Below are 18,237 nucleotides of genomic sequence, written 5' to 3'. Positions count from 1 at the left end.
TATCCCTCAAGGGACGCGGCGGATTTCCCCTCTGGCTTTGTCGAAGTTCGCTCAAGGAGGAATAACTCCTCATCGCTCACTTCTCCTCGCCAGCGTCAAAATCCCGCTCGCGCCGCTGATAAGTTAAAGCGTCACCACGGCCTAGAACGTCAATTGAACCTTCATGGATTGGTTGCGGTCCCCGGCAATCTCAAAAGCTGAAAGAACGTCTTCAAGCGGATAGACGGAACTCAGAAGTGGCTTCACATCGACGGCTTTGCGGTTGATCATATCGACCGCAAGACCAAATTCCTCGTGAAAACGGAATGAGCCACGCATATCGATTTCTTTTGAGACCACAATATTTTGTGGAACGGAAACATCGCCCCCAAGGCCGACCTGTACCAGAATGCCAAGCGGCTTCAGCACTTCTAATCCCGCCCGCATTGCGCGCTCATTGCCAGATGCTTCAAACATGACATCGAAGTAGCCTTTGTTTGCCGCATAACTCGTCAACTGCTCCGGGTTCTCCGCCACATTAATGGTCCGATCTGCGCCAACTTCCCTCACTTTTTCGAGCACAGGCTCCATCACGTCGGTCGCGACGATCTCGCGCGCACCATGGGCGCGTGCAGCAATGACAATCAAAGCACCAATTGGTCCAGAGCCTGTAACGAGCACGCGCTTGTTCAGCAGTGATCCAGCGCGTGCGACAGCGTGAAGTGTCACAGCCAAAGGTTCAGCAAATGCAGCCTCGTGAATGGAGATACCGTCGCCGACCTTGTGGCATTGCCAGCTTTCGGCGACCAGTCTTTGACGAAAGGCACCCTGAATATGTGGCATGGGCATAGCGCTGCCATAAAAGCGCATATTGAGGCAGTGGTTCTGCATGCCCTTGAGGCAATACTGACAAGCATTGCAAGGCCTGCTCGGCGAGACAGCCACCTGATCGCCAATAGCCAGACCACTCACACCATTCCCCAGAGCTGTGATGGTTCCCGCCACTTCATGACCGAGTATCATCGGTTCGCGCAGGCGAATGGCACCGATACCGCCATGGTTATAATAGTGAAGGTCGGAACCACAAATCCCACCTGCCTCAATGGCAATCTCAACCTGGCTTGAGCTGACAGCTTCAGGTTCGCGCTCCTCAATTCTGAGGTCCTTAGCGGCGTGAATGACGACAGTTTTCATGCGGTCCTCCCTGATCTAACTTGCATATGTTATCGATAACATTTATGCAAGAACAATACTGTCAATGACTGATAAAGCATTTCGATATCTGGGAGGAACCAATGACATTTCCGCTCTTCGACCTGACGGGCAAACTGGCCCTGATAACCGGCTCCAGCCAGGGAATTGGCCTAGCACTGGCTCAAGGCCTCGCAGAGCACGGCGCCGAGGTCGTCATTAACGGTCGCGACCGGACCAAAGTCGATACAGCAGTAAAAAATCTAAGAGATACAGGCCACAAGGCACATGCCTCCTATTTCGACGTCACTGATATTGAAGCAGTGAAGGCAGGTGTCGACGCGATTGAACACGAAATCGGGCTCATCGAAATTCTTATCAATAATGCCGGCATGCAATTCCGTACGCCACTTGAAGACTTTCCCGACGACAAATGGCAGCAGTTGCTTGCAACCAATGTTTCCAGCGTCTTTTATGTTGGCCAAGCTGTGGCACGCCATATGATCGGGCGTAAGCACGGCAAGATTATCAATATTGCCTCAGTTCAGAGTGAATTGGCGCGCCCATCCATTGCTCCCTATACTGCAACGAAGGGCGCTGTGCGCAATCTGACGCGCGGCATGGCCACCGACTGGGCCCAATATGGCCTCCAGATCAATGCTATCGCTCCTGGCTATTTCAAAACGCCGCTCAATCAGGCACTGGTCGACAATCCAGAGTTCACCAGCTGGCTTGAAAAGCGCACACCCGCAGGCCGGTGGGGTAATGTGGAAGAGCTGGTAGGGGCTGCGGTCTATCTGAGCAGCAACGCCTCGTCCTTCGTCAACGGCCAGGTACTCCATGTTGACGGTGGCATGACCGCCAGCGTCTGAGCGCGGGTTTCACGTCAATCATGGGAGAAGATTGATGAGCAAGACTTCAAATGTCGCTGTCGTTGGCGCAGGCATCATGGGCACGGCAATCGCCACCCGATTGCTTGAAACTGGCAATAGTGTGAGAATTTTTGACTTGGATACCGATAAGGTAACCAAGCTTGTCGAGAAAGGCGCAACAGCTGCCGAATCTCCAGCTGGAGCAACCGCACAAAGCGACTTTGTCATACTGAGCCTCAACCATGCCAATATCGTTCGCAGCGTTGTGTTTGGAGAGGGCGGCGTTGCACAGGCAGCATCCGCAGGGAAAACCCTCATCGACATGTCGTCCATCGATCCGTCAGAAACTGCAAAGATGGCCAAGCAACTCGCATCTGAAACCGGTATGAAATGGGTTGATTGCCCACTGTCTGGCGGTGCACCGCGCGCACTGACCGGTGAGTTGACCATCGTTGCAGGCGGCGAAAAAGAAGACTTCGATCATGCCTATACTGTGATGCAATACCTTAGCACCAACTACACATTGATGGGCCCAAGTGGAGCGGGCCAGGCAACCAAGCTCATCAACCAGCTTTTCTGCGCCGTGGCGTTTCAGGCCGTGGCGGAAGCCGTCAAGCTCGCAGAAGCCGGCGGCGTGGACCCGGCAATCGTTCCGCAAGCACTGGCAGGCGGGCGAGCCGATAACCGTATCATGCAGGAGTTCATGGGAAAATTTGCGGCGCGCGACTACAGCCCCACCGGCCGCATCGACAATATGCTGAAAGATCTGGACTCGCTTCAGGCTTTCGCCATGAAGACGAAGACCCCGCTACCGATGACAGGTCAGGTGGTTGAAATTCACAGACTTCTCTGCGCAGCAGGATTGGGCGATAGGGATTCCGCCGAGATGATGCGCCTGCTCGACGGCAAGTTATCGTAAGAAAGGCGGCCATTGGCCGCCTTCATTGTTTTCAGCCTGCTCGAAATGCTCGGCTACTGCATAATTTAAACTGTTAGAGCGACCTTTGTGCGCCCAAGAGGGCGCACGGCGCTCTAGACGACCGGAGTCACCAGTTCTTTGCCGCTGAAGTGCGCGCTCAGATTTGCCAAGACCAGATCCGCCATTGCCTTTCGGGTCTGATGCGTTCCACTGCCGATATGCGGTGTAAGCACCACATTGGGCATGTCGAAAAGTTCAGCGGGAACCGTTGGCTCATTCTCAAAGACATCAAGCCCGGCACCGCCAAGTTGTCCGGATTGCAACGCCTTAACCAGCGCCACTTCATCGACAAGCGAACCACGCGCGATATTGATCAGCACACCATTTGGCCCAAGGGCCGCAAGTACGTCGACATTGATCGCATGTCGGGTTTCAGCACTTGCTGCAGCGGCGATCACCAGAACATCGCAGTTCTGCGCAAGCTCCAGAAGGCTTGGGTAATAGTCGTAAGCAACATCCTGCTTTGCCCTGCCCGTATAGCTGATCCGCCCATCAAAGCCTTCCAACCGTCGGGCTATTGCCTTGCCGATACGGCCTAAGCCAAATATCCCATATCGCCGCCCACTGACGCGCGTACCAAGCCCGATTTCCGCTTTTGGCCAACTGCCCTTACGGACATGGGCATCAGCGGTCGCAATGTGGCGCGCCTGTGCAATGATGAGACCAATCGCCGTATCAGCAACATCGGTTGTCAAAACATCAGGCGTGTTTGAAACACGATACCCTCTTTGGCGGGCCTTTGGCAGATCGACCTTGTCAAACCCAACACCATTGATGGCGACGATTTCAAGCGTGGACAAGCGGTCTGCCAATTCATTGGGAATCCCAATATGACCACCGGTGACAACGCCTTTGATCTTGTCGGCATGGGCATTCAGAAACGCATTCTGATCTGCAATCTCGAACCAGCGATGGACTTTATACTGCTCGTTCAGGCTTTGCTCCATTGCGGGGATCAATGGGCAAAGCTGGAGTATTTCAACGGACATACTATTTCTCTTCAATGGATATTTCGGGAGCTATTTGACGTCAGATTTAACGAACTGACGAAGTTCAGCCGTCTTGGGATTGGCAAACAGCTCGGCTGAAGGCCCCTCTTCCCAGATCGTGCCTTGATGCATGAAGATGGTTTTCGTCGCGACACGTCTGGCAAATGCCATTTCGTGCGTGACAAGGATCATCGTCATGCCACCGCGTGCCAGTTCCTCCATCACATTCAGCACTTCTTCCGTGAGTTCCGGATCAAGTGCTGACGTCACTTCGTCGAACAGCATCACCTTGGGCTGCATCGCCAAAGAACGGGCAATAGCAACACGCTGCTGCTGACCACCCGACAATTGATCCGGATAAGCATCGAATTTTTCCGAAAGCCCGACGAGTTTCAAAACCTCCTCGGCTTTTTTTCTCGCATCTGCTTTTGGAACATCCTTCACGATTTTCGGCGCGAGCATGATGTTTTCCCCAACTGTCAGATGCGGAAACAGGTTGTAGCTTTGAAAGACGATGCCCACATCTTTGCGCAATTTACGCAACTGAGCGGCGTCACTGGTCACTTTATGACCAGCGATTTCGATCTCGCCAGAGTTGATCTTTTCGAGCCCATTGATGCAGCGCAGCAATGTGCTTTTCCCCGAGCCTGAACGACCGATAAGGGCAAAAACTTCACCGCGTTCAACTGCAAGCGAGACACCTTTGAGGACTTCGACATTGCCGAAACTCTTGTGAACATTCTTAATGACGACTTCAGACATTGAGCCTCCTTTCCAGCCAGCGCGATAGCAATGACAATGGGTAGCAAACGGCAAAATAAAGCGCTGCGACCACCACAAAGACGCGGAATGGTTGGAACGTTGCATTATTGATGAGCGTGCCTGCCCGGGCCAGTTCGACAAAGCCGATAATCGACGCGATCGAGGTGTTCTTGACGACCTGTACGGCAAAACCGACCGTTGACGGCAAGGAAATACGGACAGCCTGCGGCAGGATCACATAACGATACTGCTGAGCACGCGTCATAGCGAGTGACTCAGATGCTTCCCATTGCTGTTTGGGAACTGACTGAATGCAACCGCGCCAGATTTCTGCCAGATAGCCCGACGCATAGATTGACATCGACGCTCCGGCAGCGACCAGTGGATGCAGATCAAATCCTGCGAGGCTCAAACCATAGTAAGAGAGAAACAGGATCATCAGCACGGGGATACCCTGAATGATCTGGATATAAGTGCCAGCGACCACACGCAGCCATTTGATTGTTGAAACACGGGCCAGCGCGATTAAAAAGCCAGCAATGCCGCCGCCAATCAATGCGATAGCGGTCAGTAGTACCGTCCAATGCAAGCCCGCAAGCAGAAACAGAAATTCGTCTGGTCCGAAGCTGCGAAAAGTCATGCTGACGCCTCCGGAATTGCTACAACCGCACGACGGGCGACACGACGGCCAAACAGCCAAAGCCCGACCAGTGCAAGGACTGCGCGCAAACACAATGCCAGTCCCAGATAAATCAGGGTTACGACGATATAGACCTCGAATGAGCGGTAGGTCTGGGATTCAACAAAGGCAGCGGATGCGGCCAGCTCCTGCGTTGAAATAACCGAGCAAACGCTGGATGCGAGCATCATCAACACGAACTGGCTGCACAAAGCCGGATAGACCTTTGCCAAGGCTGGCAGAATGATCACATGGCGATAAATCTGCAATCGCGTGAAACCCAGCGCCTCACCCGCCTCAATCTGCGATTTATGGACAGCCTCAATACCTGAGCGGATGATTTCCGTAGAATAGGCTGTGAGGTTGATTGTCATGCCAATGAGGGCGGCAACTTCGGCACCCACACGGAAGCCCACGGCAGGCAACCCGAAATAGATGATGAACAATTGCACCAGGAATGGCGTATTGCGGATGATTTCGACATAGGCATCAACCAGAAAGCGAATTATGCCGCTGTTCATCGAACGCAGCGAAGCGAACAAAACGCCACCCGCGCAACCCAAAACGATAGACATGACCGACAGCTTGATTGTCAGCCAAATGCCTGCCAGCAGAGCATCCTGATATTGAGCGATGACTCCGAACTGAAAAGTGTAGGACATGGTCCGGCCTCCCGCTGAATAACAGCGCTTGTGCGGATTCTTTTATGCAACGATGTGAAGAAATCCGTCGGTGCTTTGGGGCACCGACGGCGAAACAATCAGAATGATGGTAGGTCGGGCATCGGACGACCCGTCCACTTCACCGCAATCTTGTCCAGATCGCCTGAAATCTTCATCAGATAGATTGCCGTGTTCAACCATTGACGAAGCTCGAAATCTTCAAGCTTGGTCGCCATGGAATTGCCCTGTTTGAAGAAGGTGAAACCGACCTTGAGGCCTGCTTCGGGACGCTGTTTGATAATCGCTTCGCCAACCGTTGAAGGTAGCGCCACGGCGTCTACCTGTCCGGCAATCAGAGCCTGGGCACTCGTTGAATCATCTTCATAGACAACGATTTCAAGCCCCTGGATCGCAGCTTTGCGGAGCGCTGTTTCCTGGGTCGAACCACGGTTTACCGACACGCGCTTACCTGCAAGATCTTCAAGCTTGGCAAAATTCTGATCCGGACCAGAAATGATATCCATATTAAAAGCGTTGTATGGCTGCGTGAACATCACCGTTTTTGCACGCTCGCCCGTTGGAGAAAGCGTAGCAACGAGGAAATCAACCTTGCCGGTTTGCAGCGCCGGGATACGTGCTGGCGGTGTTAACGGAACCAGTTCAACCGGGAGATTAAGATAGGTACCAAGCAGATTGGCGACATCGACGTCGTATCCTGCTGGATTACCCTTTTCATCAACCATCCCCATCGGCGGGGCACCTGTCAGCACGCCAATTTTGACCGTGCCACGAGCCGAAATATCGCTAATGGATACAGCATGGGCATCGGCCATGCCGAACATGCCAGCCATTGTTAAGCCCATGGCCAAATTACGAATTGTTTTCAGAATACGCATGATTTCTCCTCCAGTTTCCCGCCTTCACTCAACCCTCCCTGAATGAAAGCGAGGCATCATCGTTATACGTTGACATTCGCTCTGATGTTATTGATCGATGTTTTCGATAACATCGTCAATTCACGAAATTGCACCCCTTAAACCCTGTTAGATATCAAGCTTCTCTCCCGTAACAACAGCAGGTCAAATTCTCCTGATCTGTTGGTTGCGCTGAAAATCAGCGCCGAAATCCAATTACCCGCTGTGAAGTTATGCATTCCCATTCTTGTTGCTTGCAATAGTGCATGTTATCGATATCATTGCAACATAAAAACGAGTACTAGGGAACCCGTCATGCATACACGTTCAGCAATTTTTGAAGGCACAATCCATCCTGGACGCGAGGAGGATTTTTTTCGCATCGTGAAAGAAGAGTTGCTTCCAGTCTGGAAGCGCATGCCAAACGCGCAAGCGGTGCGGGTCATGCGCATGTTGAATGTGGACCCCGGTTCGCCGTCTATCGCCATGGTGCAGGAAATAGATTATCCGTCGATGGCGGCGGTCGAGGAAGCCTTGGCTTCGCCGGTACGGCTTGAAGGGCGTGTCATCACAGACCGGATGATGGAAATGTTTGACGGTCGTTTCTATCATGTCGTCTATGAGCAGATACCGACAACTGACGCGACGCTGACCGTCTGATAAACCAACCGATCAAACAGGACTTTGCATGATCACCTCGCCCGCCAGAAAAGCAACCATGCGAGACGTCTCCCGCCTCGCGGGCGTATCGCAAATGACTGTGTCACGCGTTCTCGCAGACCCGGATCTGGTGTCTGAAGCCACCCGCAAGCGGGTGATGGAAGCCATTGAACAACTGAGTTACGTTCCAGACCGGGTAGCGGGCAGCCTCTCTTCCCGACGCACCAACTTCATCACGGCCATTCTGCCAACCCTGACGAACTCGAACTTCGCCGATACAGCTCAAGGACTGGCAGAATCTTTGCGTCCGAAAGGCTATCAGCTGCTGATCGGCTTCACGATGTATAAGTTGGAGGAAGAAGAGCGCATCATTCGTGCCATGCTTGAGCGCCGCCCCGATGCAATTGTAGTCGCGGGAACGGTTCACACGAAAGCAGCCACTGAAATGCTGCTGCGCGCTGATATTCCGATCATCGAAATATGGGGCAAGCCCGACAAGCCGATTGATCATTCGGTTGGATTCTCCAACTATGAAGTTGGACGCGCTGCCGCACGATACCTCTTGTCACTCGGACATCGGCGCATTGGCGCACTCGGCTCGCGCACAGATGCCGACGCTATCGACTTGCGTGGTGAAAGCCGATTAATGGGCTTCGCCTCTGCTTTACGGGAGGCGGGGATGAGTGACGAACTGATCGTACGCGAAGGAACGGCACCCGTTTCACACGACCATGGGGCCCGCACCATATCGACTTTGCTTGAGCGCGCACCCGATGTAGACGCTGTCTTCGCAGTATCGGACATCTCGGCATTTGGAGCACTTATGGAATGCCATCGTCGTGGCATTAGAGTGCCTGAGCAATTGTCCCTAATGGGTTTTGGCGATTTCGATATCGCACGTCAGTCGGTTCCTGCGATCACGACAATACGTATCGACGCGATCGGAATTGGTGTGAAAACGGGCGAATTACTGCTCAATCTTTTCGAAAAAGGCGATGCAGATGAACGTCCCGCATCATCTTCACTCGTTGATGTTGGCTTTAAGCTCATTGAGCGCCAGACGGTGGCGAGACGTGATTTGTAGATCCAAGGTGATAGCGTAATGAAAATGCGGCTGATTTTTTGACAATCAGAGATTCAGTTGCATTACGGAATAAACTGATCTGCAATGACCTGCGATGCGGCTGATTACTCACCCGTTACTGCATTGCCATAAAAATTCGGGTAAAACGCCAGGAATAGACTGAATAACACATCCGAAACTGCTAGTGGTTGAGGTGGATATAAGGAGATATCATGCGCTCGACTATCATGGCAGCCATGGTGCTGGCGGTTACAGGAACGGCGACAGCCGCTGAGAAACCAATCGACACTTATTACGCCCGTTTAAGCGAGCGCGATCATTATAGCTCATCCGGCCAGCGCCTCAGCAAAGTGGCAGGCATCATCAGACAGGACCGCGCCAATGTTCACCAGTTTGGCAAAGTCGATGCAGAAGATGAAAAAGACAAATTCTTCAGCAGCAAGGACAATCGTGCCAAGCTCGAGAATATGCTTGCCAATGTCCGCATTTCACCAATCGATCAGGCGACAATCATCAACGCGACACCATTGATTTTCGTTGAGGTCTATCCGACCTACGTCGTCGTTACGATGAAATAATCCTGCGGCCGAAGGGCGGATGCGGAATAAAAAATGCCGGACTTTTGGCCCGGCATTGTGGTTTCTTAGTCTTCCTTGATCATACTGTCTTTGCTGGTATCGCGCATCCGCAGATAAACGACCAACGAAATGCCGATCATGACGGTTACGTACCAGTAGAAGCCACGCTCCCAGCCACCGTTCTTAAAGCTCAGCGCTACATATTCCGCTGTTCCGCCAAACAAAGTATTCGCCAGAGCGTAAGGCAGCGCCACACCAAGCGCACGGATATGAGCCGGGAAGAGTTCTGCCTTCACCACTGCATTGATCGAGGTGTAACCCGTTACAATGATCAAGGCACCCATGACGAGCATCCCAGCAACCCAAGGGTCACGTGTCTGTTCGAGCGTAGCGAAGATCGGATAGGTAAACAGCACCCCTGCTGCACCAAAGGCAATCATCAGCGGCTTGCGACCAATCTTGTCCGATAATGCACCGGCGACAGGCTGAAGGCACATGAAGATGAACAGCGTGACCGCGTTGATCTGACTGGCCACTTCGCGGCTGAAGCCAGATGTATTGACCAGGAACTTCTGCATGTAAATCGAGTATGCGTAGAAGGCGAGCGTACCACCAGCGGTCAGAAGCATGACCAGTGCGGTTTCCTTCGGATGATACTTGATCAATGTCCAGAAGCCTGACTTCGGTGCGCCCTTGGCTTTAACGTTCTTGAAGCTCTCGGTTTCAGCAAGACCCCGGCGCAGCCAGAAGACGACAACCGCAAGCAATGCACCGATGAAGAACGGGATACGCCAACCCCAGGCTTCAAGGGCAGAGGTTTCCATCGTGCTCTGAAGCACGATCAGTAGCAAAATTGCCAAAAGCTGGCCGGAGATCAGCGTCACATACTGGAAGGACGAGAAGAAGCCGCGACGGCTTTTGCCCGCCATTTCGGATAGATAGGTCGCGCTGGCACCATACTCACCGCCAACAGACAGGCCCTGCATGAGGCGTGCAAGAACCAGAAGCGCCGGGGCAACAAGGCCAATAGTTTCATAGCCGGGTGTCAGGGCAATGATAAGCGAACCTGCGCACATTAGCGTCACAGACAGCGCCAGACCTGCCTTACGGCCCTTGCGATCAGCATAGATGCCCATGATCCACGCACCGATCGGGCGCATGATGAAACCAACGGCAAAAACTGCAGCAGCGCTCAAAAGTTGCGCAGTCTGGCTTTCCGAAGGAAAAAAGTGCGGTGCGAAATAGAGCGTGAAAGCTGCGTATACATACCAGTCAAACCATTCAACGAGGTTACCGGTCGATCCGCCAATAATGGATTTCAGTCGGCTGTTGGTGCTAGGCACAGCACTCTGTTCGGACGTTATTGAGACCATGCGGTCACTCCTTCAAATCTCACGATTTTTGAGGTTCACCCGTGGTGAGCGCGCCATTAGCCACGCATATTTTAGGGTGTTTCTGATTGTCTTGGGGAATTGTCGCAACCGCGCCCAAGAAGAGCTTAAAAAGGCGAAAACCCCTGTTGGGAAATGGGCCTGATTGATTGATTTCTAGATCCGCGCCCCTTGGTCTGGCCGGCTTTCAGTTTCCTGAGCCTGCATCGCAATACCCAGATCTCCTTCAAGAAATCGGGCGAGAACAAAGACACGATTTTGTGGTTGCACGGATTAGCTCCTCCCTACGAAACTCCCACTTTCGAAGTGGTACCAAAATGCGGGACATGGCTGTCGACCGCCAGAGCGGCGGATTAAAAAGTTTAGTTTGTTGAATTAACTCGCAGAATCTCGATTTTGACACATTTTGAACATTCAATTTGTGCAAAAATATGCGTGACATTACTCAAATAAATGCATAATCCTGCACAAATGAAAAAATGGCGACAGCTCCGCAGAATCCTGATGATCGCGCTCGCGTTCATGCTGGCGATAGGCCTCTGGACGATTGCACGGTCATGGACTGAGACAAGCGCGCTTGATCGTTTGAGCGAGGCCGCGACACTTGTTGCGCGTCAACAAACCCGTCTTATCGATAGCGAACTGGCCAAGTTCCGCCTGCTTCCGGTTGTTCTGAAAGAGTATAGCGACCTTAACGACGTCCTTGCTGGTGAGAGACAGGACGCGACAGAACGACTTAACGAGAAGCTGAAATTTCTTGCCTATGAGATCGGCTCACCGATCATATATGTTGTCAAACGCGATGGCACCGTCATTGCTTCTTCCAATGCCAATACGCCTGAAAGTTTCGTTGGGCGCAATTACGGCTACCGTCCTTATTTTCAAGGCGCGATGGCCGCAGGGGCTGCTGAATATTATGCTATAGGCGATCTCAGCAGGCGCTTTGGCCTATTCCTCGCAAGGCGCATTGGTGATGAAGTTAATCCCGTTGGTGTTGTAGTCGTCAAATTTGAATTTCACCGGCTTGTCCAAACGTGGTCGAACGATCCCGGCCAAACGTTCGTCGTTGATCCTCGTGGCATCATATTGGCATCAACGGACAAGGCAGAAGACCTGCGTTCGTTTCTACCAATCTCCGAAGCAGAGCGTGCAAAGATACGCCAGAGCGGACAGTTCAATATCGCGGACTTACAACCCAGCCATTATGCTTTCGAGCCCGAAAACATGATGCGCGGACCATCCGGTGCAAAATTTCTCACGGTGAGTGAGCCAATTGCCGGAACAGAATTAAGACTTCTCCACGTTGAAGCCGTAGCCCCATCAATGCGAGCGGCACACGATCTGGCACGACTTATAACTGTGTCAGCGCTGCTGATCCTCATCGTGCTTGCCGGTGCAGTTTATTGGCGAATAACGCGCGCAGCACGCCTGGCTGCAGACCGCGCAGCCCTTGAAACCGTAGTTGCAGAACGCACGGCCGAACTCAGCGCTGAAATGGCAGAGCGCGAGCGCGCCGACAAACGCTTTCGGGAAGCGCGCGAAGAACTGGGGCAGGCAAACAGGCTCGCATCGCTGGGGTCTATCACCGCAGGTCTCGTCCATGAGATCAACCAACCCGTCGCCACCATTCAAACACTTACAGAAAATGCACAACACCACCTGGCAAAGGGCAAACTGGACAAAGTCGCAGCCAACCTGGCCACTTCCGTCGAACTTACGTCGCGTATTGGTTCTATTACACAGGAAATGCGGCGCTTTGCGCGACGCGGACACCGCGACTTGGCTCCGGTCCACCTTGATGAGTTGATAGAAGGCACACTTCTTTTGATGGGCGACCGCTTTCACAAAGCTGGTGTGACTCTTGAAATGCCCAATGGGTCCAATTTTGCGGTTCTAGCAAATCGCGTCCGGCTGGAACAAGTGTTGGTCAATCTGCTGCAAAATGCGCTTGATGCGGTTGCTGAAAAATCTGAACCGCGCATCGCTTTGTTCATCTCGGAAGAGGAACAACTTGTGTCCCTGATTGTCGCGGATAACGGACCCGGCATAGATCAAGCATTGGCCGATGAAGTGTTTAGCCCCTTTGTAACCGGAAAACCGGAAGGGTTGGGCCTTGGGTTAGGTATTGCACGCGACATCATGACAGAGCTCGAAGGCACGTTGCGTATCGTGCCTTCGCCATTGGGCGGCGCTGCCTTCTCAGCCACGGTAAAGCGAGCAAAACAAACATGACAGGCACTGAACCACTCCGCGTCATGTTGATCGATGATGACGTGGCATTCCGCACAGCTCTTGCAGATTCCTTCGAGATCGCTGGGCTGGATATCGAGACCTATGGCGATGGACAATCAGCACTTGCCAATCTGAGTGCCGACTTTCCCGGGATCGTCGTCACAGATATCCGGATGCCACGCATTGATGGTCATGCCGTGATGGAAGCGCTGCTGACACGCGACCCCGAGTTGCCAGTCATCCTCATGACCGGACATGGCGACATCAGCATGGCAGTGGCAGCACTCAAAAAAGGTGCGTTCGACTTTATTGCGAAGCCTTTCTCTGCCGATCACATGGTTTCAAGTGTTCGTCGGGCATTGGAAATGCGCCGTCTGGTTCTCGAAAACCGTAGACTTCGCAAAGCCGCTGCGGAAGCTGAGCAAGATTTCCCGTTGCTGGGTGAAACACCCGTCATGGTGCGATTGCGCGAGACTATCCGCCAGCTTGCAAGTGTCGATGTAGATGTGCTGATCGAAGGCGAGACTGGCACCGGAAAGGAACTTGTTGCCCGACTGCTTCATCGCTGGAGCACACGCCACGCTCGCGGCTTTGTCGCAATCGATTGTGCAGCACTCCCCGACGCGATTGCCGATGAGGTGCTTTTCGGCAATAGAATTCAACGTGGGCGCATAGCCGACGCGGATCGCGGGACACTCTTTCTTGATGAAATCGACAGCATGTCAACAAGCCTACAAGGCAAGCTCTTGCGCGTCGTCGAAGAACGTGAGTTGCCGTCGATGACGGGCGAACCTCGCGCCGTCAATCTGCGCGTTATCGCTGCTGCCAAAGGAGATCTCGAAGGCGTCGTAAATGCCGGGCACTTCAGGTCAGATCTTTTCTACAGGCTTGAAACCGTACGGCTTCGCATCCCGCCTTTGCGTGAGCGCCGCAAAGATATCGGGCTTTTATTCGCTTATTTTCTCGATGAAGCTGCAAACCAGTTCGGTCAGCCGCGTCCGGACATCAATGCAACGATAGAGTCCCGGCTCAACGCCGATGAGTGGTTGGGGAATGTGCGGGAGTTGCGAAATTTCGCAAAGCAAGTGGTATTGGGACTAAGTTACGATCCAACGAATGAACCCAGCTCTCTGCCGCTTGCAGAGCAGATGGATCAGTTTGAAGCCAAGGTCTTGCAGGACACACTTGCACGCCTGAATGGTGATGTCGGAGAAGCTGCCGAATTGTTGCAGCTACCACGTCGTAGTCTCTACGCCCGATTGAACCGGCTCGGCATCGACGCTTCTTCATTCCGCAAAAAAGGGGCCACCTGAACAAACGGTGGAGGCTGAGTGCTTTACGCACTCTCGCGCTTCACGACATCATAACCGATATCGACGACGACGTCTGCCGCTGCCACTCCAGAGACGCGGTCGACAATCATTTCCATGCTCTTTACACCCATTTCATAGGCGTTCGGCTGGATCGTCGATAGGCCCGACGTTATTTCCGACGCGATTTCATAGTCCCCCATCCGGTGACAGCAAGACGCTCCGGTACTTTCCACCCAAGGCGCGTGCATTCGAATATCACACCAGCCGCCACGATATCCGTGGGACAGATCACACCATCGATATCAGGATCGATACAACGCGGCGCTTCAAGTGTCTTGGGACTAGCACTAAAACCTTCAACCTCATCCACAATGCAGACCCGGTGATATTCCAGACCTGCCGCAGCCATGGTTTCCTCAAAGGCCGGGAGACGGTCACTGTATCGACGCGCAGACGCGCCTCCATATCCCACAAAGCCGATATGACAGCGATCTCGTTCCAGTAGAAGGCAGGACATTGCTCATTGCATCTGTCATGGAATAGCCAACCGCCATGTCGAGCACATTGTCAGTGACCCAGCCTTCCACGACAAATGTCTCGGTCTTCCTGATAAGATCAATGGCTTCCTCGGTATGCTGGTTGCCGACCAGCGATATCCCAGCGCCAGCGCAAGTGTATTGTATTGCGTGGCGATCTGCCAAGTCCGGCCAATCCACCCAAGGGCTGCAGCTTTTCCACTCAGCGCCCTATTGCCATTGCAGTATGCCATCGAATCCCGCCATCGCTCGTTGAAAAAAGCGCAGCACGTCGGCTCGCCTGTTATGTTCGTCGGCATGAATAGTTCCGCCTGCCAAGGCAGTAAAAAACTTCTGCAGTGCATATAAGAGCCCTTGCAATTTAAATATGATTTTAACAGTCATCTTTATGCAGTGCAGGGGTGTGAAAATTATAGATCATGTACTGGTTCAATGTTTCAATCGCAGCTTTTTGCGGCTTGCATTGTCGTATTTGCAGCTCTAACATTTTTGCTATCAAACTTCGATCAAAGCATATAATACGAGTAGAGCTGTTCATTAGTTCATATAATTTTTCATTTGATAAAATTGTAGCTAACAACGCATTTAATCGGAACGCATGGAATCGCGTTTCAACATACCAGATTGCTCAAAGGGGTCGACATTGAGAAGACCGACTATCATAAGCTTATCATCGATACCTTCGCGTTTTCATCTGTTACAGCCAACTCTGAAGTCTCTTTTATCTCAGAATTTAAAAGCTCAAGAAATTCGGCTTTACATACCTGAGACATACCGCCGCTTTCCGGATTGGGATGGAACGCCGCCGGTAGTACCGAAGGGCATAACTATCTGCCGTTGTGACCGGGATTATGGCCCTGCGACGAAAGTCCTTCCAGCAGCCCGGGATCTGAAGGGACAGGATATCGACATTCTATTCTGCGACGACGATAAGATTTATGATCGCGGCTGGCATGCACGCTTTAAGAACGAAGCGGCCAAGAAACCGAATACATGTATTATTGAAGTGGGTGAAACATTCCCGGATATATCCGATGATTGCCGCCCATCAGACAGGCTCCCGCGCAGCCGCTGGAAACACAAAGACTCTATATACAGAGTGAAACGGATACTCTGCCTTTTCACCATCAAACCCAACCTAACCACTCCCGGATATGTCGATCAGATTTCCGGCTTTGCTGGTGTTCTGGTGCGCCCTGAATGGTTCGATGAGCTTTTTTACGATATTCCTGATGTGATGTGGACAGTAGACGATCCATGGATTTCCGGACACTTGGAACGTGTAGGCATTCCAATCTGGAATACCGGAAAACGACGCCACCTTCGTGAAGGCAAAGGTAGCAGAGTAGATGCGCTGCTCAATCTGGTTCAGGAAGGGCATGACCGTATCGAAGCAGATCTCCTTGTCATCGATTACTTCCGTGAGAAATATGGCATCTGGCAAAAGGGCGGCGAGATTGATCGCGAGACAAATCTGCGTACCACATCCATGTTCGAGATGCTGAGACGAAGAGAGGCTGAACTTGCGGAATCCAACAAGACTGACTGACTAGCGCATCGTTGATACGATGATTTCAGTTCGGTTATATCCAAACCATCGACTACCCAACGGCTCGACATTGGCGAGAGTCTCGATTAAGATTTCTAACACCAAGGGGTGTCCCGCAAGGGGCTGAGATACGGCTGGCAAACGCAGCGCCGTGACCCTTCGAACCTGATCCGGATCATGCCGGCGAAGGGATGGGGAAGTTTAAGCCAGCCTTTTGCCGGCCTCACTGCGAGGCCGTATAATGCCAAATTTACGCGGTCTCGCTACCAGCAGAAAGGTAGCTTTATGACTGAACATTTCTCTCAAAAACTGAAGCAAGCAAGCGAACCATTGTGGACGCAGGCCGTTGAACATTCTTTCGTCAAAGAACTCTGTGCAGGCACCCTTTCGGATCCAGCGATGGCATCCTATCTGGTTCAGGATCATCGTTTTCTCGACAGTTTTCTCACTTTGCTGGGTGCGGCAATGGCCACAGCAGATACATTTGAGGCGCGACTGCGCTTTGGCCGCTTTGCCGGAATGGTATCCGGAGAAGAAAACACCTATTTTCTCCGTGCTTTTGCAGCACTCGATGTGAGTGAAGAGGCACGCGCAAATATCCCCGATACCGAACCAACCATCGGGTTCAAAGCAATCATGCGTGAAGCTGCTGTCACACGCTCCTACGCCGCAATCCTCTCGGTTCTCAATGTTGCCGAAGGCCTTTATCTCGACTGGGCATCGCGTACGCCCTCACCCTTTCCAAATAATTTCGTTCATGCAGAATGGATTACACTACATGACAATCCTCATTTCCGGGAATTTGTAGGTTTCCTCAAATCCGAACTGGACCGGGTTGGTCCAGCGCAATCAGAAATATGTCGAGACTTCTTCCTGCGCGCTGTTCGTCTCGAACTTGAGTTTTTTGAGGTCAATTATCGCGTCGGCAAATAACACGAATAAGAGACGGCGGGCGTTGCCCGCCGCAACATTTGCGCCTCACCACGACAAATTTAGTTCTTCACAGTATCTTCCAGGAAGAAACGACCAAGCGGGTTCTGGTAGAAATTCTCAATATTCTTGCCCGTGACATTGATATAAGGGCTGTAATAGAGATCGATCCAGTTGACATCATCCTTCGCCATTTTCTGAAGATCAATATACATGGCTTCACGCTTCTTTGGATCAAGCTCCAGACGCGCTGCTGCAACGAGGTCTTTTATCTTCTCATTGTTATAGCGGGTCATGTAATTCATATTGGTATCGTGACCCAAAACAAATGTGGTCTTCTGGTCAGGATCAAGAACGTCATTGGTCCAGTACATGACGGAGATATCGTAATCACCAGCAATCAACATATCCCAGCTCTGGCTAGGGTCGACTTTCTGGAGGTTGACGGTAACGCCTGCCTTCTGGAGCTGCTGCTGTAGAAGAACTGCGATCTGTTCGTCCGTTTCGTTGCCGGCATTGACGATGTAATTGAGCGACAGGCCCGCTGCATCAGCATCGGCCAGCATCTGTTTCGCCTTCTCGGGATCGTATGGACGCTTGAGATTATCGGCATAATGATACAGAGCGCCCTTCGGTATGTAGGAATTCGCAACCTGACCAATCCCGAATGTCACGGTATCGACAATCGACTGCTTGTCGATCGCCATGTCCAGCGCCTGACGGACTTCCTTCTTCGCAAGTGCACCATGCTCATGATTGATCAGAAGATGATCTTCACGTGTGGAGGTATCTTCAAGAAGGGGGGAGGGATAAAAATTGGACTGGTTTATGGCGTAAGGCCAAGACTTTCTCGATATTCGATCGGGCTTCGGGCGTGGAAAAGCTACCCCAACTGCATCATGCCGGTGGTGAGAGTATCTGATTATGCCGCTTCCTG

General features: G+C 52.2%; 20 protein-coding genes and 1 riboswitch. Of the genes, 10 read left to right on the top strand and 10 right to left on the bottom strand.

Going from position 1 to position 18,237, the window contains the following annotated elements; all coding sequences use genetic code 11:
• Positions 1–141 precede the first annotated feature (141 nt).
• Positions 142–1,173, bottom strand: a complete 1,032-nt coding sequence (locus CEV33_RS22710) for an L-idonate 5-dehydrogenase (protein ID WP_094542628.1) — start codon at positions 1,171–1,173, stop codon at positions 142–144.
• Positions 1,174–1,274: 101 nt separating this feature from the next.
• Here CEV33_RS22710 and CEV33_RS22705 point away from each other — a divergent pair, with 101 nt between their 5' ends.
• On the top strand, positions 1,275–2,042 hold the full coding sequence (locus tag CEV33_RS22705) for an SDR family oxidoreductase (protein ID WP_094542627.1): 768 nt from the start codon (positions 1,275–1,277) through the stop codon (positions 2,040–2,042).
• A gap of 34 nt (positions 2,043–2,076) precedes the next feature.
• Positions 2,077–2,961, top strand: a complete 885-nt coding sequence (locus tag CEV33_RS22700) for an NAD(P)-dependent oxidoreductase (RefSeq protein ID WP_094542626.1) — start codon at positions 2,077–2,079, stop codon at positions 2,959–2,961.
• Between the two features lie 113 nt (positions 2,962–3,074).
• Here the strand turns inward: CEV33_RS22700 and CEV33_RS22695 are convergent, their stop codons facing one another.
• The 5 genes from CEV33_RS22695 to CEV33_RS22675 all read right to left on the bottom strand — a co-directional run bounded on the left by CEV33_RS22695 (position 3,075) and on the right by CEV33_RS22675 (position 6,976).
• Entirely contained in the window at positions 3,075–4,010 is a 936-nt protein-coding gene (locus tag CEV33_RS22695; protein ID WP_094542625.1) for a 2-hydroxyacid dehydrogenase, read from the bottom strand.
• Positions 4,011–4,040: 30 nt separating this feature from the next.
• A complete protein-coding gene (locus CEV33_RS22690) occupies positions 4,041–4,772 on the bottom strand; it encodes an amino acid ABC transporter ATP-binding protein (RefSeq protein WP_094542624.1) in 732 nt (243 codons plus the stop codon).
• Complete coding sequence (locus CEV33_RS22685) at positions 4,765–5,412, bottom strand: amino acid ABC transporter permease (RefSeq protein WP_094542623.1); 648 nt, start codon at positions 5,410–5,412, stop codon at positions 4,765–4,767. Before CEV33_RS22685 ends, CEV33_RS22690 begins: the two co-directional genes overlap by 8 nt.
• Positions 5,409–6,113 carry an amino acid ABC transporter permease gene (locus tag CEV33_RS22680; protein ID WP_094542622.1) on the bottom strand — a complete coding sequence of 235 codons (705 nt, stop codon included), beginning with the start codon at positions 6,111–6,113 and terminating at the stop codon, positions 5,409–5,411. The genes CEV33_RS22685 and CEV33_RS22680 overlap by 4 nt, the downstream gene beginning before the upstream one ends.
• A 98-nt stretch (positions 6,114–6,211) precedes the next feature.
• Positions 6,212–6,976, bottom strand: coding sequence for a transporter substrate-binding domain-containing protein (locus tag CEV33_RS22675; RefSeq protein WP_374817668.1), 765 nt, complete (start codon positions 6,974–6,976; stop codon positions 6,212–6,214).
• A gap of 366 nt (positions 6,977–7,342) precedes the next feature.
• Between CEV33_RS22675 and CEV33_RS22670 the strand changes: the two genes are divergently transcribed.
• From CEV33_RS22670 to CEV33_RS22660, 3 genes are all read left to right on the top strand, one after another.
• On the top strand, positions 7,343–7,687 hold the full coding sequence (locus CEV33_RS22670; protein ID WP_094542620.1) for a hypothetical protein: 345 nt from the start codon (positions 7,343–7,345) through the stop codon (positions 7,685–7,687).
• 58 nt (positions 7,688–7,745) lie between these two features.
• Positions 7,746–8,771: a LacI family DNA-binding transcriptional regulator gene (locus tag CEV33_RS22665; RefSeq protein ID WP_094542756.1), complete on the top strand. Its 1,026-nt coding sequence runs from the start codon at positions 7,746–7,748 to the stop codon at positions 8,769–8,771.
• A 212-nt stretch (positions 8,772–8,983) separates the two neighbouring features.
• The gene (locus CEV33_RS22660) at positions 8,984–9,349 is read left to right on the top strand and encodes a hypothetical protein (protein ID WP_094542619.1); all 366 of its coding nucleotides are present in this window, start codon (positions 8,984–8,986) and stop codon (positions 9,347–9,349) included.
• A 65-nt stretch (positions 9,350–9,414) separates the two neighbouring features.
• On the opposite strand, the gene CEV33_RS22655 is transcribed toward CEV33_RS22660, so the two are convergent.
• Positions 9,415–10,722, bottom strand: coding sequence for an MFS transporter (locus CEV33_RS22655; RefSeq protein WP_094542618.1), 1,308 nt, complete (start codon positions 10,720–10,722; stop codon positions 9,415–9,417).
• Positions 10,723–11,244: 522 nt separating this feature from the next.
• Here CEV33_RS22655 and CEV33_RS22650 point away from each other — a divergent pair.
• Together CEV33_RS22650 and CEV33_RS22645 are read left to right on the top strand one after the other, a co-directional pair.
• On the top strand, positions 11,245–12,972 hold the full coding sequence (locus CEV33_RS22650; protein ID WP_235818510.1) for a sensor histidine kinase: 1,728 nt from the start codon (positions 11,245–11,247) through the stop codon (positions 12,970–12,972).
• Complete coding sequence (locus CEV33_RS22645) at positions 12,969–14,285, top strand: sigma-54-dependent transcriptional regulator (protein ID WP_094542617.1); 1,317 nt, start codon at positions 12,969–12,971, stop codon at positions 14,283–14,285. Before CEV33_RS22650 ends, CEV33_RS22645 begins: the two co-directional genes overlap by 4 nt.
• Before the next feature lie 23 nt (positions 14,286–14,308).
• Here CEV33_RS22645 and CEV33_RS24105 read toward each other — a convergent pair whose 3' ends face one another.
• The gene (locus tag CEV33_RS24105) at positions 14,309–14,485 is read right to left on the bottom strand and encodes a type 1 periplasmic-binding domain-containing protein (RefSeq protein WP_167388226.1); all 177 of its coding nucleotides are present in this window, start codon (positions 14,483–14,485) and stop codon (positions 14,309–14,311) included.
• Positions 14,455–14,802, bottom strand: a complete 348-nt coding sequence (locus tag CEV33_RS22640) for a substrate-binding domain-containing protein (protein WP_094542616.1) — start codon at positions 14,800–14,802, stop codon at positions 14,455–14,457. The genes CEV33_RS24105 and CEV33_RS22640 overlap by 31 nt, the downstream gene beginning before the upstream one ends.
• 165 nt (positions 14,803–14,967) lie before the next feature.
• Between CEV33_RS22640 and CEV33_RS24720 the strand changes: the two genes are divergently transcribed.
• The 3 genes from CEV33_RS24720 to CEV33_RS22625 all read left to right on the top strand — a co-directional run bounded on the left by CEV33_RS24720 (position 14,968) and on the right by CEV33_RS22625 (position 17,303).
• Entirely contained in the window at positions 14,968–15,126 is a 159-nt protein-coding gene (locus tag CEV33_RS24720; protein WP_328588606.1) for a hypothetical protein, read from the top strand.
• A gap of 338 nt (positions 15,127–15,464) precedes the next feature.
• A complete protein-coding gene (locus CEV33_RS22630; protein WP_094542754.1) occupies positions 15,465–16,370 on the top strand; it encodes a hypothetical protein in 906 nt (301 codons plus the stop codon).
• Positions 16,371–16,464: 94 nt separating this feature from the next.
• Positions 16,465–16,579: riboswitch (TPP riboswitch) on the top strand.
• 76 nt (positions 16,580–16,655) lie between these two features.
• Positions 16,656–17,303: a TenA family protein gene (locus CEV33_RS22625; protein ID WP_094542614.1), complete on the top strand. Its 648-nt coding sequence runs from the start codon at positions 16,656–16,658 to the stop codon at positions 17,301–17,303.
• Between the two features lie 59 nt (positions 17,304–17,362).
• Here CEV33_RS22625 and CEV33_RS22620 read toward each other — a convergent pair.
• Positions 17,363–18,237: ABC transporter substrate-binding protein (locus CEV33_RS22620; RefSeq protein WP_141211621.1), on the bottom strand; the 875-nt coding region annotated here is incomplete at its 5' end.

The organism is Brucella grignonensis (genome assembly GCF_002252505.1).
Classification (GTDB): domain Bacteria; phylum Pseudomonadota; class Alphaproteobacteria; order Rhizobiales; family Rhizobiaceae; genus Brucella; species Brucella grignonensis.
Note: the sequence above shows the minus strand (reverse complement) of the source record. Positions and strands in the feature narration are given on the sequence as shown.